Source organism: Paracoccaceae bacterium Fryx2, assembly GCA_032334235.1.
Taxonomy (GTDB): Bacteria; Pseudomonadota; Alphaproteobacteria; order Rhodobacterales; family Rhodobacteraceae; genus JAVSGI01.
The window spans coordinates 2797619-2814845 of sequence record JAVSGI010000005.1; the positions used below are offsets into that span (position 1 = coordinate 2797619).

Here is a 17227-nt window from a genome sequence, read left to right on the forward strand (position 1 = left end):
TCAATAATCCGTCTCGACGTAGACGCCGGAGCAGTCGTAGGCGACTGCCGCTGCGGTCGCGCCGGTGTTCATATAATTGCGCGGGCTCAAGAGCTGGGTGGCCGCGGGCATGTCGGTGATGATGGTGAATTCGGTCGCCGCGCCGCTGACTTCCTCTACCACTCTCACGCCAATGTCTGAGCCGTTCGGGGCGGCGGCGATGTAGAGCGTCAGCACGTTGGTGAGGCTGTTCACCGGGAAGCTCGCGCCCATATCGATCAGCGTCGGGGCGCCGCTGCCATCGTTGTGCACCAGCTGCCAGTTGGCATGGGTGCCGCGCTGAAAGCCGATGCCGATGCAGTTGACCGTCGTCGCCAGTGTGAGTGTGGTGGCGAGCGCGGCGGTCGAGCCATATAGGCCGAAGAACGCCATTCCGGTCGCCTGCAGGGTGGTGAGCGACATTCGGTTGACGTAGTTCCACCCGCCCAAGCCGTCAGCATTGCCGCGCCAGCAGACCCAGCCTGCCGAGCGTTCCTCGGCCACGGCATCCACGGTCGCCGCACTGGTCACCCGCCAGCGCCGCATGCTGGTCGACAGGTTGGTGGTGGTCAGTGTCGGCGTAGCGACAGTGCCGACGGCGGTGCGTGGCATGCCGTTGGTGTTGACGGTGGTGCTGGTGGACGGAGCCCATGTCGCGATCCGGTTCACCCCGAAATGCGGCTGCAGCGGAAAGAACTGGCCCGAAGGGCGTTGCACATCCAGCCATCCGGCCCCGGCGCGGTCGCGTGCATAGACAGCCAACTTGCCTGCTGGCGGTGGATCGGGCGCGGTGAGCAGTGCGGGGACCACCAGCGGTTCCGGCAGTTCGACCCGGCCGGAGGTGCGGTCAATCCGTATCGCATCAAAGAAGGTCGAGCCGTTCGGGCTAACCTTTAAGCTGAAATCGTCGTTGCCGAGTAACCCGATCAGCGCCCGTGCGGAGAATCCGGTCTTGAAGGCAAAGGCCGCATCGTTCCCGGCTGCCGCCTTGTTGACCGTGGCCTCGATCCCGGCGCCTGCGTTGTTCAAGAGCACTGCGGGGGTGTTCATCGAGAGGCGGTTGTAGCTGTCGGCCGCCGCGCCGCCGAGGCCTAGCAATTGCGCAGTGAGGTTCGCCTGCGGCATGCCGATCTGCGTGACCGCATTGGCGAAGGTGACATTGGGCGTGTTCACAACTGTCGTGCCGCCCGCACCGGCCGTGGCGGAACCGATGTTGACGACAGTGGTCGATCCATTCGCCCCGCCGGTGCCTATGTTCACGGTCTTGGTGACACCAGAGGTCGTGGCCCCAGTGCCCATCCCGTACGTGGCGGTCGTCGTTGCTGTGCCGATGCTGGCTGAGGCCGCCGAGACTGTGACTGTGCCAGACGCCGTCAGCGTGCCAGAGAAGGTCTTGTTGCCGGTGAAGGTCTGCGTGCCCGCGAGGATAGCCAGTTCCGACGAGGTGTTGGGCAGCGTGAAGGTGCGCGTCGTGCCTGTGGTGATCCCCGACAGCGAGAACAGCGCCTTCTTCGTCGGATCGACATCATTCACCAAGCTGAAGATCGCATCAGACACGTCCACCGGTTCGCCGACCAGATCCCAGCCGCTGCTGTTCCAGACGACAAAGGCTTGTTCGGCGGCGATCCACGCCAGCCAGCCCGGACGCGGGGCCAGCCGCATCCAGACCCCATCGACCCAGAAAGCTACGTTCAAATCCCAGCCCGACCACAGACCCGTCGCGCCCGATGCCACGATATGCCGGTCGCCGTCGGTCGGGCTTGCCGGTGGCGCGGTGCGCGTGCGGTCGAGGACCGACAGTTGCACCATGGCATCCAGCAGGCGCAGCGCTTCGTTGTGGGTGACATGCTTCTGGGCCTGCGATGCCAAGATATAAGGCAGCAGGAGATGGGTGGTGATGTCGGACATGATCCTGCTTTCAGAAGCTGAGTGTGACGGAACGCCCAGCGCCCCGGCCGATCAAAGCCGAGAGCTGGTAGATGCGGATCGAAAGGGATTGGCCGGGGCCGATTGGTGCGCCCCAATCGGCGGTCTGCAGGGCGGCGGTGTAGAGGAGGCTGGTTGTAGTCGTGTTCAGCGTGCGCTTGACGGTACTGCCATCACGGATTTCGACCTCGTAAGCTTCACTATCTTCCGCCAAAGGCACATCGCCCGCGCCCCAGGTGTCGGCGGCCAGCGACCGCGACCGGCGCGACCAGCGGATGGTCAGATCGCCCGGGCTGCGCGCGATGCGCCACGGCTGTTCGACATGGGCGACAGAGAAAGGCCGCAGCCCAGCGCCATCGGGCGTAAAGCTCGCGGCAACAAACGTCTCGTCGCTGACTGGCTTGGAAGCCGGGCCGATGCGCCAGTTCCATGGCAAGCCGAGATCGGCCTCGCTGATGGGCAGGATCGCCACAGTCGTATCCAGCACAACCACCCGCGAGCCGGTCGGCACCGTGCTGGCGATGGCCCCTTCTGTTCCGCGCTGACCCCGCAGCAGCCGGGTCAGCCGGTACCGTCCGGGTGCGGTCAGTTCAACCGATCCCGCCTGGACGATCTCCCACTGCCCAGCGTCGGTTTCCACGGCGAGCGCATTGGCCCCACCTAGCAGGGTGATATCCGTGACGCTTTCCAGCGTGCCGGAAAACAGGTCAACAACCAGCGCATTGCCAAGATCGAAGCGTGACACCGGCCCGGCAAAGAAGTCGGCCGCCAGCAAGCCCATGCGCGCCCGCGTGCCAAAGGTGGACAGAAGAGTGAAACCATCCGTCGCGGCGCTGCGATATACGGCGATCTCACCCGGCCATGGCTTGGCATGGGCGGCGACAAATGGGCGGTGCGCAGGCTGATCTTCGCGCAACTGCGGCAGGTCCAGCAGGACGATGTCGGGGGCACCGAACACCGTCGGCGTTGAGAGAGTGGCGGGTCGTGGTTCTCCGGGCGGCAGATCATAGACCGCACGGTCCTGACGCACAGCCCAGTCGCAGTTCTGTCAGGCGTCCGTCATGATCAAGCAGGATGACATCGCAGGGATCCAGCGCTAGACGCGAGGGCGGCAGGCGGAAGACAGCACTTTCCCGCCCAACCCATGCCTCCATCAGCGCGCGGCGGCAGCGGCGCTCGGCCTCTTCGGGCGGAATGGCCATCGGGAAGCTTTCCGAGGCGATGCGTGTGGTGTCGACTGTAATGCGGCGTGCCTCGACCTGTGCCGCGTCATAGTCCTCGTCGGCACGGGCGACCTGCCATTTCAGGGCCTGCGGCAATTCGGTTTCCTGTGCGCGGGTCAGTTCCATCACGTCGCCCTGCGCCGAAGCCGGTGCGACCATATTGTCGGGCATGATCGTGCTGCTGGCGATCCGGCCGCGCATCAGGAACTTGATCCGCCCTTCGCTCTCGACCGCATCGAAGCCAAAATGCCGGGCGAGCGTGGAAATCGAAGCACGCGGGGCCTCCAACGCCGAGATGACATAGCCCTCGACCGCGCCCCAGAGGCCGGAAACGTCGATCTGCGCTTCCGGAATGCCAGCGCGTAGGCAAAGATGCCGAACCAGAGCAGCCAAAGACACCGCACCCAGCCGACCGGTCAGCCAATGCCCCAGCCGCCAGTTCGGGCCATCGGTCCAGACATCGGTCAGTTCGGGGAAAAACGGATAGGGTCGCGCATCCCAGGTCCAAGCGGCACATTCGGGGACGTGCACCATCCGGGCGCTATAGACCGAGGACACCGGATTGTTCGCCGCAGCGCCCCAGAACAGATACATCGCTTCCAGGTATGCGCGCTGGATCGCATCGTCGCGCCAGCCGCGCGAGAAGTAAGGCGTGAAGCTTTCCGACGATTTCGGATCGAAGAAGACGTTCGGCTGGTTGGTGCCGCGGTCGATGGCCGGACACCCCAGTTCCGTGAACCAGATCGGCTTCGATTGCGGCACCCATGACGTTGGAGACCCGCTTTCCACACCACCCGGCCGGTTGAAATGTGGGTTTTGCCACCAGGCGCGCAGATCCTTGAAGCGAAACACCCATGGTTTGGCGGCAGCACCGTCGGTGATCGGTGTCCGGTTCTGCGATGTCCGGTCAAGGGAGTTGGCATAGAACCAGTCAAACCCCTCGCCGCCAGAGATGTTGGATTGCAGGTAGTCACGGTCGTAGATCGCCGGTGCCAGCGTCGCATCGGCGTGGTCAAACCCGTCGCGCCAGTCGGACAGCGGCATGTAGTTATCGATGCCGACGAAATCGATGTTGGCATCCGACCAGAGCGGGTCGAGGTGGAAATACACATCGCCCGACCCGTCGCCCGGATGGTGGCCGAAGTATTCCGACCAGTCGGAGGCGTAGCCGATCTTGGGCCCAGCGCCGAGGATGGTCCGCACGGCTGCGGCGAGGCTCTTGTAAGCTGCGACGGCTGGGTAGGTGCTGGCCCCGCTCCGGATGGTCGTCAGGCCCGGCATTTCTGATCCGATCAGGAAGGCGTCCACGCCCCCGGCGGCTTTGCAGAGATGCGCATAGTGCAGGATCATCCGGCGCAAGCCCCACTCCCCGACCGGGCCGGTCCAGCTGACAGTGGTGCTCGACACGCTGAAGTTCGCGGGCGTGGCTGTGCCGAAGAGCGCAGATACTTGGGTGGAGGGGTGGTGTCGCGGGAGTGGTGGAAATTTGAAGGCGGCGTAATCTCCGGGTGAACTGAAACCCACCCAGCCGGCGGCGCCAACCGCCAGGGAGATCACGCCATGAACGACATTACCGACAGCTCGGCCTTTTCGCTACTGCCCGACACGACCGGGTATGACCCGATCGAGGAGCGCCTGCGGGCAAGCGTCCGCGCGACCATCGAGACCATGTTTGAAGAGGAACTGGCCGAGTTTCTCGGCCGCATGCGCTACGGTCGCGGCGACGAGAAGGCGAAGGGCTATCGCCACGGGCACCGCGAGCGGCAGCTGACCGGCACCTTCGGCACCGAAACGGTGCGCGTGCCCCGCGCCCGGGTCGAGGACGAGGACGGCAAGGCTAAGGAATGGCGCTCGAAGGCGCTGCCGCGCTACCAGCGGCTGACGAAGAAGGCCGAGGCGCTGATCGCGGCGGTCTATCTTGCCGGGACCAACACCCGGCGCGTCAAGCGGGCGCTGTTCGGGCTGTTCGAGGGCGCCGTCAGCAAGGATGTGGTCAGCCGTGCCTGGCGCAAGGTGAAGGTGGACTGGGAAGCCTGGTGCGCCCGCAGCCTGGCCGACGAGGACATCGTCCGGCTGATCCTCGACGGCACCGTGATCCGGACCCGGCTGGACCGCAAGGCCACCAACATCTCGGTGCTGGCCGCGATCGGCATCCGCCGCGACGGGCAGAAGGTATTGTTATCCATCAAGAACATGGGCGGAGAGAGCACATCTGCCTGGCGCCAGTTCCTCGACGACCTTGATGCCCGCGGTCTGAAGCGGCCCGAATTCGTCATCGTCGATGGCGCTCCCGGGCTTGAAGCCGCTCTGGTCGCGCTCTGGGGCGAGGCTCTGCCGATCCGGCGCTGCACGGTCCACAAGCACCGAAACCTGCTGGCGCACGCGCCCAGGCACCTGCACGACGAGCTGACCGAGGACTACCGCGACATGATCTGCGCCGACACCGCCGCCGGGATCGAGACCCGCCGCAAGGCATTCCTGCGCAAGTGGCAGCTCAAGTGCAAGGCCGTTGCCGACAGCCTTGAAGAAGCAGGGGACCGGCTCTTCAGCTTCACCCGCCTCGACCCGTCGCAATGGAAGTCGGCCCGGACCACCAACGCCATCGAACGGCTGAACGAGGAGTTCCGTCGCCGGATCAAGACCCAGACCGTGCTGCCCTGCGCCGAGACCGTGCCGATGCTGCTCTGGGCGCTGCTGGCATCCGGCCAGATCCAGATGCGCAAGGTCGACGGCTGGGAGACGCTTTCCCAGCCCCTCGACCCGATACCTCTTGACGCAGCCGCCTGAGAAACCGAACCTTCACATGCCCGGACCACACCGCCAGGGAATTTCCACAGCATTCGCGTGATGAACGGGTCAGGGGCCTGCACCTCGTTTCCGGGATACCAGCGCCAGGTGACCCCGGACATGTCCATCGGTTTGCCGTCGGCCCAGACCCGACCAATGCCCGTGATCTCGCCCTCACACAGCCCGACCGCGAAGCTGGCGTAGTACAGATATTCGGTCGTGGTGACCTTCGGCCCGCTGCCCTTGCCGCCGCCCTGACGCGTGGTGTTCACCTCCTCGCGGAAATCGGTGGCCCAGATGATGTTGCCGCCAATGCGCATCCGGCCGAACAGGCGCGGGATCACTGCTCCTTCAGTCGAAGCCGTGATGCGCAAGCTGTCGAGCCGCGCGCCCTCGATCCTCTGCGCCGGGGCGAGGGACGAGACGATCCAGTTGTCGACCACCGATCCGATGGTCGAGCCGATGAAACCGCCAATCGCCGCACCGGAGAAGCCGAGGATGGCTCCGTCAAATGCGCCGCCAATCGCGGAGCCGACAGCACCGAGAACTAGGGTTGCCATTGTGAAAATCTTAGATGCTGCTGGGGTGCGGAAACAGGAAGGCGAAGGCGATCTTGCGCGCCCATGCCGGGGTGAGGGTTTCCTCGACTACACCCAGTCGTTCATAGGCATGGATGAAGTGGTCGGGGCCGGTCAGGATCCCGACATGCTTGGCGATGGCGCGCGGGGCCATGCGGAAAAGGACGAGTGCGCCGGGACCGGCCTCGGCCAAGGTGATTTCCGGCATCATCGCCCGCGCGCCTCCCGCCAGAACTTCGCTAGGCCCGGTCTCGCCCCAATCCCGGCTGTAAGGCGGGATCGGGACAGGTTCATCCCCGACCACTTCGCGCCAAACGCCGCGCGCGAGGCCGAGGCAATCGCAACCAACGCCGCGCAGGCTGGCTTGATCGTGGTAGGGCGTGCCAAGCCAGCTGCGGGCAGCGGCCACAACCAAGGCCGAGTCGACCGCCGTCACAGCACGTTCCCTTCGTGGCCGCCGTCCTGACTGGCATAGCGCAGCACGGCATCTTGCCCCGGAATGTTGGGGAAACCCCGGAAGTTGGCGGTGTTCGCAAACCTGGCGCTGCAGGTCGCGATCCCCTTATCGCAGCCCGCGCGCGCGATGAAGCTGTCGCCCTCGGCGATGGGCAACACTGGAGCTTCCAACAAAGTCAATGTGGCGATGGCATCGGCCAAGCCATGGGACAGCACCTCGGTGACCCGCCCCGTATTCGCGCCGCTGGTCCAGGTCAAGGTGCCAGACGTGAACCAGCCCGCGTCAAACCCGCTCAGCCCCGATGCCATGAAGGCCCGATCACGCAACAGGTCGGTGACGACGCCCGTACCCTTGTAGATGGCGTTTTCCAGATCAATGCCGCATCGCGCATCGCCCAAGCGGGCGTCGCACCCCGCTTGAAACGTGCGCCCCACGGTCTGGCCCAACACATGCGCCAGCGAGCGGACCTCCGCCACAAAGGCCATGCGCCCGCGCCGGATTTGCCCCACTGCGCCCCGGCGCAGCAGGACACGCTGGCTGGTGTCACCCCAGTTGACCCGCCACAACTCCACCGCCGCATTGTCCCAGCGCCCGCCGATGATGTCGGTTTCGGTGATGCGATCCGAGGTCAACACGCCGGTGGCGTCTTGCGCATCGACGGCGAGATCGGAGCCAGCGCGGATTTCCGAAGCCGCGAACCCGCTTTCGGGTTCAAAGTCGGTGCCATCGAATGCGATCGCGCGATCATGATCGGTGAAGCCCAGCGCCACGCCATCGCTGCGCGAAATACGCCAGCACCAGGCCAAGGTCGTGGTGCCGTCGTCGAGATGGGCCTGCAGCCCGGACGAGAGGGTTTTTCATCTGCGGATTTCCAAGAGCGGGATGGAGGTGATCGATCCGAGCCGTTCAAAATCGAGGGTCACGTCGAGCGTGTCGCTGTCGAAGCGCACCGGCACATCAAATTCGAACCCAGCGCGGACGATGACCCCGTTGGCTGGGGCGGTGGTGAAGGTGATGACGCCAGTCGTCGTGTCCATGGTCCAGCCTGACATCTGTTCGACCACGCCCGGCGCGACGCGGACGGTTCCGGCGACGGGCTTGGTGATGGTCCTGACCCACGTCTGCGCCCCGGAGGTATAGCGTTTTGCGAGCTGGAAGGTTTGAAGACTGCCAGTCCCTGTTCCGATCTGCTGGTCGGTCGGAGTGACTGCCTGTGACGGCAGGTTGGATTTGTAATCGGCCCAGTCCTTGTAGCGAAAGCCGTGCAGGCGACCGTTGCGGGCCTCGAAGAAGGCGACGACGGACGCCAGATCGTCGGCGCGGCGGATGCCGTAAGCCACATCATATCGTCGGCGGCTGTTGGCCCAGCTGGCATTGCGTTCCTCATCGCCCGAAGCCAGTTCGACCACTTGCGTGCGCCGTTCCGGTCCCCCGCGCGCCCCGCGGCTGATGTTGTCGGGGAAGCGCACTTCGTGAAACGCCATCACATGCCCCTCCGGCCCAAGGACACGGCGCGGGCAATGTCCGCCGCGACCTGCGTGCGGGATTGCCTGAAGCTTTCAGCATCGCGGGACATGATCGTCACATTTACGGCAGGCGCGGAGGATTGCCCTTGGCCATATCCCGCTGCCTCGCGACGCGACAGAACACGTTCGCCCCGTTGCAGGATTGCCGGAACCTCGTCGGGTTTGATCCCCGCCCAACCGCCCGCGTGCATGCGCGGGGCATTGGCGAACGCCATGGCCGGAACCATCCGGCCCGGGCCCTGTGATCCGACCATGCCACCGGCATGCAGGATGTTGGCGAAGATGCCACCCGCACCGCCCAGCGCGCCCGACAGCGCATTGGCGATGGGGCCGAGAATGAAGCGCCGCGCCGCGAGTTTCGCGAGATCGGCGATCATCGATGTGACCAGATCGCGGAAATCCAGCTTGCCGGTTTTCACGAACTCGCCCACGGCATTTTCCGCCGAGGTGAAAGCACTGACCAGCGCATTTCCGATGTCGCCGCCAATGTCGCGGGCCTTGGCAGCATAATCGGCGAGCGTGGCAACAGCCGCCTCCCATCCGGTCTTGGCCACTTCGGCACCGGCCGCAGCAGCGGCACCGGCCCCACCGGCTGCCCGACCAGCCTCGGTCATCGACTCGTCCAGCCGGTCAGCAGCATCTGCAGCCCCATCCAGCGCGGCTTCGCCCTCAGAACCGGCACCAGCGACGGCGTCTATCAACGCCTGCCAGCTTTGCATGGGCCGGGTGGCGGCATCGGCCAACATTCCGGAGGCTTCGCGATAGGCATCCGCCCGGGCGGTCGCTTCTTCTGCCATTCCGGTCAGACCCAGATCGGGCGTCGTCACATAGGTTTGAGCCATGGCGGCCGAGAAGGCTTCGGCGGCAGCGGCCCCCGCTTCAGCCGCAGATCCGGCAAACGGATTGTCGATCCGGCCCAGCGCGACTGGATCCAGCGTGCCGATCCGCACCCCGCCTTCGCCGACAGCCCAATCGGGCAGCAGATCCAGCGCTGCATTCAAGCCATTGATGAAGTTGTTGATCCGGGTGACCACGCCATTCAGCATCGCCTCAACACCGCCAATCAGCCCGTTCGCCGCTTGGAACGCAAAATCGCCAATAGCACCCGGCAGCTGACCCCAGATCGCCTTCACTGCCTCATATGCGCCCTTGAAGATGCCCGCAGCCGAGTTGCCGAAACTGGTCACCGCTTCGACGGAGGACTGCATTGCGCCATAGATCGTGGCCTGCAGGCTGGCCCAACTCGCCTCGATTTTCGACCAGGCGGACGCAGCGCCAAGGCCAATGCGGTCCCAGACCTCAAGCGCCAGATCCTTCAGAAGGCCAATCGCCGCGCCAAATCCGCCCGCGCCTGCGACGAGCCGGGTGAACTGGAACACCAACTCGCCTGCGCCGACGATCAGCGCACCGATGCCGGTGCGGATCAGCGCACCGCGCAGGATGACGAGACCGGTGGCGAGGCCACGCACCGAAAACGCGGCCGCCGCCAGCCCCGCCACCCAGCGCCCGGCCATCAGCGTGGCGAAGGTGGCGGCATAGGTCGTGAGGCGACCGATGTTGTCGAAAAGCGCGTTGATTGCGATGCCGATGGGACCGGTGCTGCGTGCCATGTCTGCCAGCGTGTTGGCGATGGTTTCAAGCGCAGGCGCCACAGCGGCGGTCAAGCGGTTGGTCAGGCCAAGCCAGATCAGGCTGAGTTTGGCGATGGCATCGCCAGTGCGTTCGATCTGCGCGGCATCGGCTGCACTGACCGCCACCCCGAAATCGCGGACATCCTGCGCCGCTTCGCGCAAGGTGGCAGGATCAATCCGCAGAAACGCCAGTGCCGCCTTGTCGCCGAAAAGGTCAGACGCAACGGCGGCGCGTTCTGCCTCCGGTACAAACCGGTTCAGCGCTTCCTGAATGGCGACGATGCGCTGGTCGAGCGGCAGGGCCTGCAGTTCGGTGGCCGAAAGGTTCAAACGCTGCAAGGCCCCGACAGCGGATCCGGATCCTGCGGCAGCTTCCGACAACCGTGTCGTCAGCTTCTTGGTCGCCTGCTCGATCTCGCCCATCGACACGCCTGCCAGCTCCCCAGCCCATGTCAGCACTTGCAGGCTTTAAACGGTGGTCCGGAGCGAGGCGGCCATATCGGCCTGCGCGCCGATGGTCTCCAGTCCCGACCGCACCATCGCCGCGCCAGCCGCCGCCGCTGCGACGGTGATCGCCGCCAGCGCGATCCCGGCCTTGCGGGCGAAGCTGGCAAGACGGGTGTTGGCCAGTTCCATCTCGGTCGACAGGCGGCCAAAGCCCCGCGCGCCAGCATCGCCAATGCCTTCCAACTCGGCGCGCACCTGGCGGCCGCCCTCCGCGACGAGGCGGACGGACACACGATTTTCAGCCATCGCGGCCTCCTTCCACCTGTTCGTTCAGTTTGCGCACCATCACTGCCTCGATCTCGGGCAGCAGTTCGGCGACGATCAGGGTGTCGATGCCGAGGGCATGGGCCATGGCCAAGGCCGCGCCCATGTCCCAGCCGATCACGGCGCCCGGGATGACCCGCAATTGGCCGCCAAGGCGGCCCACCAGATCCCAGACCTGCCAGCTTTCTGGCGTCTTGGGTCGGTTCAGTCTTGCCGGGCAGTTGGGGCAGGCAACTTGGCAGGCCGCGCAGTATCTTTCGCCCCCGCCGAAGGGCCACTCGGCGAGGGCGCGGAGACGTTTTTTTCCGCGTCCAGGATCAATCCTTTGGCGACGTATTGGGTCTGGAACGCCTCGAATACCGGCCAGATTTCCAAGAGGGCGTCGATTCCCTCCGGGGTGACGGGCACAATTGTGCCCATCGCATCACCCACACCTTCCCATTCCAGCACAGCACGGCGGGCGACGGCTTTGGCCATGGCGAGGGCCAGCGCTTCCTGACTGGCACCTTCCGGCAGGGCTTCGATGGCCGGATCGGCGCGGGCGGACACCATCAGCGCTGTGGTCAGCGGACCCACCAGCAGGCGCAGGCCGGGGGCGAGGTCCAGCCATTCGGGCGCGGCGGTCAAGTTAAGTCGGATCATCAGTGGGCCTTTCTCAAAACAAAAGCGACGTGCCGGGGCACGTCGTGGGTCGTGTCGCGAATGCTGTGGAAATTCCCTGGCGGTGTGGTCCGGGCATGTGAAGGTTCGGTTTCTCAGGCGGCTGCGTCAAGAGGCATCGGGTCGAGGGGCTGGGAAAGCGTCTCCCAGCCGTCGACCTTGCGCATCTGGATCTGGCCGGATGCCAGCAGCGCCCAGAGCAGCATCGGCACGGTCTCGGCGCAGGGCAGCACGGTCTGGGTCTTGACGCGGCGACGGAACTCCTCGTTCAGCCGTTCGATGGCGTTGGTGGTCCGGGCCGACTTCCATTGCGACGGGTCGAGGCGGGTGAAGCTGAAGAGCCGGTCCCCTGCTTCTTCAAGGCTGTCGGCAACGGCCTTGCACTTGAGCTGCCACTTGCGCAGGAATGCCTTGCGGCGGGTCTCGATCCCGGCGGCGGTGTCGGCGCAGATCATGTCGCGGTAGTCCTCGGTCAGCTCGTCGTGCAGGTGCCTGGGCGCGTGCGCCAGCAGGTTTCGGTGCTTGTGGACCGTGCAGCGCTGGATCGGCAGAGCCTCGCCCCACAGCGCGACCAGAGCGGCTTCCAATCCGGGGGCGCCATCGACGATGACGAATTCGGGCCGCTTCAGACCGCGGGCATCAAGGTCGTCGAGGAACTGGCGCCAGGCAGATGTGAACCGCCCCGGGTTTACCGGAGGGTGGTTTGTTCAATGACTACGCGACCATATCGAGTGAGTTCAGGTTTGCATAGAACGCCTCCTCTGCTTCTGCGGGTGGGATGTATCCGATTGGGCCAAGCAGGCGGCGGTTGTTATACCAATCGATCCATTTCAGCGTTTCCCATTCGACCTCGCGCATTGATTTCCAGGGGCCGATCTGGTTGATGACCTCTGTCTTGAACAGGCCGATGACGCATTCAGCCAAGGCGTTGTCATAGGCATCGCCAACTGTTCCAACGGAAAGGTCGATCTCGGCCTTGGCCAGGCGTTCGGTGTATTTGATCGACAGGTATTGTGATCCGCGGTCCGAATGGTGGACCAAGCTCTTGTTATCCGGCGTCTTTCTTTGCCAGATCGCTTGCTCCAGCGCGTCGAGCACAAACTGGGTCTTCATCGATGTCGAGACGCGCCAACCGACAATACGACGTGCAAAGACGTCGATGACGAAGGCCACGTAGACGGTGCCGGACCATGTGGGCACATAGGTGAAATCTGAAACCCACAGCTTGTTCGGCCGATCCGCCATGAACAGCCGGTTCACCTTGTCGTCCGGGCAAGGCAGAGACGTGTCAGGATTGGTCGTGATGACCTTCTTGCCACGGACCACGCCCCTGATGCCCAGATGGCGCATCAATCGTTCCACGGTGCAGCGGGCGGCGTCTTCACCCTGCCGTCGCAAAACATGCCAGATCTTCCGCGCGCCATAGAGCTTGCGGTTGGCATCCCAGGCCGCGTCGATCTTGAGGCTCAGGGCGGCATCCGATTTGGCCCGGGCCGAGGCCCGGTCAGGATCACGCATGATCGCCCGCCGGTCATAAAAGGTGGAAGGGGCAAACTGCAGTGCCCTGCAGATCGGCTCGACCCCGAATGCCTCTCGGCTTTCCTCAATGAAAGCAGTCATTTGCGAAACGGGCGGTCGAGCTCCGCCTGGGCAAAATACGCTGAAGCTTTGCGCAGAATCTCGTTCGCTTGCCGCAGTTCCCGGTTCTCGCGCTCAAGCTCTTTGATCCGCGCGATCTCAGCGCTGGTAGGTCCCGGCCGTTCGCCACCATCGCGCTGGACCTGTCGCATCCAGACGCGAAGGCTGTCCGTCGAACAGCCCAATTTACCTGCAATCGCCGTCAGCGCCGCAGCCTCGCTCTGATAATCATCGCGGTGTTCCATCGCCAGCCGCACCGCACGCTCGCGGAACTCAGGTGAATACGGCTTCGAGGTCTTCTTCTTTGAGGTCTGTTCCATAACGGGCAATTCTCCGAGAGTTTTGCCCTCCGGTAAACCCGGGGCGGTTCAATGTGCTCTCTCCGCCCATGTTCTTGATGGATAACAATACCTTCTGCCCGTCGCGGCGGATGCCGATCGCCGCCAGAACCGAGATGTTGGTGGCCTTGCGGTCCAGCCGGGTCCGGATCACGGTGCCGTCGAGGATCAGCCGGACGATGTCCTCTTCGGCCAGGCTGCGGGCCGACCAGGCATCCCAGTCCACCTTCACCTTGCGCCAGGCCCGGCTGACCACATCCTTGCTGACGGCGCCCTCGAACAGCCCGAACAGCGCCCGCTTGACGCGCCGGGTGTTGGTCCCGGCAAGATAGACCGCCGCGATCAGCGCCTCGGCCTTCTTCGTCAGCCGCTGGTAGCGCGGCAGCGCCTTCGAGCGCCATTCCTTAGCCTTGCCGTCCTCGTCCTCGACCCGGGCGCGGGGCACGCGCACCGTTTCGGTGCCGAAGGTGCCGGTCAGCTGCCGCTCGCGGTGCCCGTGGCGATAGCCCTTCGCCTTCTCGTCGCCGCGACCGTAGCGCATGCGGCCGAGAAACTCGGCCAGTTCCTCTTCAAACATGGTCTCGATGGTCGCGCGGACGCTCGCCCGCAGGCGCTCCTCGATCGGGTCATACCCGGTCGTGTCGGGCAGTAGCGAAAAGGCCGAGCTGTCGGTAATGTCGTTCATGGCGTGATCTCCCTGGCGGTTGGCGCCGCCGGCTGGGTGGGTTTCAGTTCACCCGGAGATTACGCCGCCTTCAAATTTCCACCACTCCCGCGACACCACCCTTGCAGTGCGCCGAGATCACTCATAAGGCTTGGACGATCTCCCGCGCATGGGCGGCATGGAAGTGTGGCCGAGTGGTTTAAGGCTCTAGTCTTGAAAACTAGCGTACGGGGAACCGTACCGTGGGTTCGAATCCCACCGCTTCCGCCATTTCAAGCGCGTTCGGTTTTCTTCCGCTTTTACAACGATCTGACGGCCGACGCCGCCAAGACCCGCGATGCGTCCCGAACGCCGTCTTTGGAGTCAGAGCCAAGGCCAAGGTAGGCATGGCGGGCGAGATGGCAGCTTAGGCGGGCGGATCAGTGAGGACGGTTTGCATCGCATTTCCAGCGATCACGCTGATGACAATCGCTTTTTCCGCGTCTAGCCTGGCGCGATGTCGAACGGGCCATGGACAGATGAAGATCCCAGGGCCGGACTGCCTTCGCTGCCGCATGATCCGTTCAGATCCTTGTCTGTCATTGGACTTGTCAGCCAGCCGCCCGCATAAACGACCGATTGAATCTTGGAGGCTCAGGCAGCTTGGACACGGAAACAGTCTGGCTTGGCGCAGCGTTTTTCGTCATCGCGCTGGTCTATGCGGCGGTCGGTCAGGCCGGTGCGTCGGGCTACATCGTAAGCGTCACGAGCGGGACGCGGCCTTGCGCTCTTGACATCGGGACGGCGCGTCAGATGGGGGACTTTGCGCGGCGCGGCATGAAGTAGGTGCGGATGGCGACCACCGCCTTTGCCACGCCGATGACCCCGGTCTGGTCCAGGATTGCGTGCGGTTCCGACATCTCGCGAATGGGAGCGATGATATCGCCGGTTTCGGGTTGGCCATGCAGTACTGGCCGCCAGATCCGGGGGGCGAAGTCAGTCCCGGCGAGGAAGCCGATCCACCAGAAGAACGGATCGAAGGTGCCATTGTCCCGCAGAGCAAGGCGGGGACGCCAAGCGTCCGGCGTTTCGGCAAGACCTGTGGAGATGGCGTTGTAGGCGGCCACGAGTGTTTGCAGGGCACGGGCCTCATCTGTCTCTTCGGGAGCCATCAAGGCCGTGTCGCCGACGAACAGCGGGATCCACTTCCGCGGGTCGATGAAGCGCGGCCCGACGATCAACGCGGTGAGATAGCCGTCGAGCCCGTCCATCGTGAAGGCGGGCGGCTGCGGCCGCCGCTTCCGCAGGAACTCCACGAAAGATGCCTCATCCAGCATCTTCCGGGGCGAAGCGGCCGGAGAACCCGTCATGCCGCCAAGACCTCGCTGTGTCTCTGTGCCTCGCGCTCGGCCTTCCAGGTCCAGGGCAGCAACGTGTCGAGCCGATTGATTGGGGTGGCACCGGAGACGATGCGCTCCAGAACGTCCGCAAGCCAGAGTTCCGGGTCGATGCCGTTGAGCTTGGCCGTGTTCACCAGCGAGGCCAGAATGGCCCAGCTTTCGCCACCACGCTTCGAGCCGGCGAAGAGCGCATTCTTGCGCGTAAGGCACACCGGCTTGATCGAGCGCTCGACGATATTGCTGTCCACCTCGATCCTGCCGTCGTCGAGGCTTCGGGAGCCGGTCGCATGGCGATCGTTCGATCCGGTGGATCGAACGAAGGCGGACGGAGGCCCGGAGGGCGCCGTCAGGCCCTGCCAGTGCCCGAGGGTATAGGCAGCAGCCTTGCCGATCGAGGACTTTGATGAGACCTCGGCCATCAGCTGCTCGAGCTGCGCCTTCAGCGCCGACATGAGGACGGCACTTTCTGCCTTTCGCGCTGTCAGGCGAGCCTCGGCGTTCAGCCCGCGGATGCGGCTTTCGATGAGGTAGATCTCGGCGATCGTGCCTATGACCGCCAGCGCCTCCGTCGACCCGGTGGTCTTGACCACATCGGCGAATTTGCGGCGGGCATGGGCAAGGCAGAACGCCAGGCGCAGCGGGGCGACATTGCTCTTGCGCCGCCGCTTGGCCAGGCTCTTGTAGGCGCCATAGCCATCGACTTGGAGAACGCCGCCGAAACGCCCCAGTTGGGCCTCCAGATCATCCGTTCCGCGACCTTCCGTGAAGACATAGCCCACGGCCGGCGGCGCCGGACCCTTCCATGGCCGATCATCGATTGCCTGTGCCCACAACTGACAGACCTTCGTCCTGCCTCGGCCCGGATCGAGCCGCGGCAATGGGGTCTCGTCGCAGAAGACGCGGGGCTGCGCCCGGATGAAGCCGAGCAGACGCTCGTGCAGCGGCTTGAGCCACCAGGCGGCCCGGGTGACCCAGCCTCCGAGGGTGCCCCGGTCGATGTCGAGGCCTGCGCCCGCAAGCATTTGCGCCTGGCGGTAAAGCGGAAGGTGCCAGCCGAACTTCGCGACGACGACATGCGCGACCAGCGCCGTGGTCGCCATGCCACCGTTCATCACCCGCGCCCGGGCTGGAGCCTGGCTGACGCCGTCTTCGCAGGACCGGCAGGCGTATTTCGGCCGGATCGTGCGGATCACGCGCAGCAGGGCGGGCACGATGTCGAGCGCCTCGCTAATGTCTTCCCCGATGCGGTGAAGTGCCAGGTTGCAGCAGGGGCAGATGGTGTTCTTCGGCTCGATGACCTCTTCGTGCCGCGGCAGATGCACAGGCAAGGCGCCCATGTTGCGTGACGCGGCACGAGGCTTGCGTCGCGGCGGCCCCCCGGAGCCGGGCGCATCGTCGTTGGCCGCCGCTGGGCCCGTCGTGGCGATATCCGACAGATCACCCAGATCGAGCGCAATCTGCGCAGGATCGAGGGCCGCCATCTTCTCCGATTTCGCCCCGAAGATCATCAGCCGAAGAAGGTCGGCATAGACACGCAGATCCGCGTTCTCGGCCTGAAGGGCCAGAACCATCCGCTTCAACCGTGCGGGATCCGAGGGAAGGGAAACGGTGCAGGACGCCATGGCAAAACC

Annotated in this window: 9 protein-coding genes, 1 tRNA gene, 6 pseudogenes and 1 other annotated feature; of the genes and pseudogenes, 2 read left to right on the top strand and 14 right to left on the bottom strand. The window is 64.8% G+C overall.

What is annotated here, in order from left to right; genetic code table 11:
- Both RNZ50_22715 and RNZ50_22720 read right to left on the bottom strand, forming a co-directional pair.
- Window positions 1–1926: a DUF2793 domain-containing protein gene (locus RNZ50_22715; protein ID MDT8857791.1), complete on the bottom strand. Its 1926-nt coding sequence runs from the start codon at window positions 1924–1926 to the stop codon at window positions 1–3.
- 10 nt (window positions 1927–1936) lie between these two features.
- Window positions 1937–4625: pseudogene (locus RNZ50_22720) on the bottom strand (glycoside hydrolase/phage tail family protein).
- A 102-nt stretch (window positions 4626–4727) separates the two neighbouring features.
- Between RNZ50_22720 and RNZ50_22725 the strand changes: the two are divergent.
- Window positions 4728–5954 (top strand): IS256 family transposase, encoded by a 1227-nt coding sequence (locus tag RNZ50_22725; protein ID MDT8857792.1) that lies wholly within the window; start codon window positions 4728–4730, stop codon window positions 5952–5954.
- A gap of 56 nt (window positions 5955–6010) precedes the next feature.
- On the opposite strand, the pseudogene RNZ50_22730 reads toward RNZ50_22725, so the two are convergent.
- The 10 genes and pseudogenes from RNZ50_22730 to RNZ50_22775 form a co-directional block, all read right to left on the bottom strand.
- Window positions 6011–6514: pseudogene (locus RNZ50_22730) on the bottom strand (hypothetical protein).
- Window positions 6515–6524: 10 nt separating this feature from the next.
- Window positions 6525–6968 (bottom strand): NlpC/P60 family protein, encoded by a 444-nt coding sequence (locus tag RNZ50_22735; protein MDT8857793.1) that lies wholly within the window; start codon window positions 6966–6968, stop codon window positions 6525–6527.
- Window positions 6965–7846, bottom strand: a pseudogene (locus tag RNZ50_22740) (DUF2163 domain-containing protein). Before RNZ50_22740 ends, RNZ50_22735 begins: the two are co-directional and overlap by 4 nt.
- The gene (locus tag RNZ50_22745) at window positions 7847–8473 is read right to left on the bottom strand and encodes a DUF2460 domain-containing protein (GenBank protein ID MDT8857794.1); all 627 of its coding nucleotides are present in this window, start codon (window positions 8471–8473) and stop codon (window positions 7847–7849) included. It abuts the pseudogene before it with no gap.
- Window positions 8473–10899 (bottom strand): annotated as a pseudogene (locus RNZ50_22750) (phage tail tape measure C-terminal domain-containing protein). Before RNZ50_22750 ends, RNZ50_22745 begins: the two are co-directional and overlap by 1 nt.
- The gene (locus RNZ50_22755; protein MDT8857795.1) at window positions 10892–11059 is read right to left on the bottom strand and encodes a hypothetical protein; all 168 of its coding nucleotides are present in this window, start codon (window positions 11057–11059) and stop codon (window positions 10892–10894) included. The pseudogene RNZ50_22750 and the gene RNZ50_22755 overlap by 8 nt, the downstream one beginning before the upstream one ends.
- Before the next feature lie 62 nt (window positions 11060–11121).
- The gene (locus tag RNZ50_22760) at window positions 11122–11559 is read right to left on the bottom strand and encodes a hypothetical protein (protein MDT8857796.1); all 438 of its coding nucleotides are present in this window, start codon (window positions 11557–11559) and stop codon (window positions 11122–11124) included.
- A 113-nt stretch (window positions 11560–11672) separates the two neighbouring features.
- Window positions 11673–12251 (bottom strand): annotated as a pseudogene (locus RNZ50_22765) (transposase).
- A 40-nt stretch (window positions 12252–12291) separates the two neighbouring features.
- Window positions 12292–13535, bottom strand: a protein-coding gene (locus tag RNZ50_22770) for an IS3 family transposase (GenBank protein ID MDT8857797.1) whose coding sequence is annotated in 2 segments (ribosomal slippage) — window positions 12292–13232 and window positions 13232–13535 — 1245 coding nt in all. Because the reading frame shifts where the segments join, the coding sequence is not laid out codon by codon here.
- Window positions 13123–13239, bottom strand: a sequence feature (AL1L pseudoknot). Its footprint overlaps the gene before it by 117 nt.
- Window positions 13536–13587: 52 nt before the next feature.
- Window positions 13588–14238: pseudogene (locus RNZ50_22775) on the bottom strand (transposase).
- A 159-nt stretch (window positions 14239–14397) separates the two neighbouring features.
- Between RNZ50_22775 and RNZ50_22780 the strand changes: the two are divergent.
- A tRNA-Ser gene (locus RNZ50_22780) sits at window positions 14398–14487 on the top strand.
- Window positions 14488–15005: 518 nt separating this feature from the next.
- Here RNZ50_22780 and RNZ50_22785 read toward each other — a convergent pair.
- Window positions 15006–15533 carry a YecA family protein gene (locus RNZ50_22785; protein MDT8857798.1) on the bottom strand — a complete coding sequence of 176 codons (528 nt, stop codon included), beginning with the start codon at window positions 15531–15533 and terminating at the stop codon, window positions 15006–15008.
- Between the two features lie 29 nt (window positions 15534–15562).
- Window positions 15563–17218 (bottom strand): IS66 family transposase, encoded by a 1656-nt coding sequence (locus RNZ50_22790; protein MDT8857799.1) that lies wholly within the window; start codon window positions 17216–17218, stop codon window positions 15563–15565.
- Between the last annotated feature and the right edge of the window lie 9 nt (window positions 17219–17227).

Bases quoted from the DNA above. Each gene is read 5' to 3' on its own strand.
- RNZ50_22760 (MDT8857796.1), bottom strand. From the start codon at position 11,559: ATGATCCGACTTAACTTGACCGCCGCGCCCGAATGGCTGGACCTCGCC.
- RNZ50_22785 (MDT8857798.1), bottom strand. From the start codon at position 15,533: ATGCTGGATGAGGCATCTTTCGTGGAGTTCCTGCGGAAGCGGCGGCCG.
- RNZ50_22790 (MDT8857799.1), bottom strand. From the start codon at position 17,218: ATGGCGTCCTGCACCGTTTCCCTTCCCTCGGATCCCGCACGGTTGAAG.
- RNZ50_22725 (MDT8857792.1), top strand. From the start codon at position 4,728: ATGAACGACATTACCGACAGCTCGGCCTTTTCGCTACTGCCCGACACG.
- RNZ50_22715 (MDT8857791.1), bottom strand. From the start codon at position 1,926: ATGTCCGACATCACCACCCATCTCCTGCTGCCTTATATCTTGGCATCG.
- RNZ50_22745 (MDT8857794.1), bottom strand. From the start codon at position 8,473: ATGGCGTTTCACGAAGTGCGCTTCCCCGACAACATCAGCCGCGGGGCG.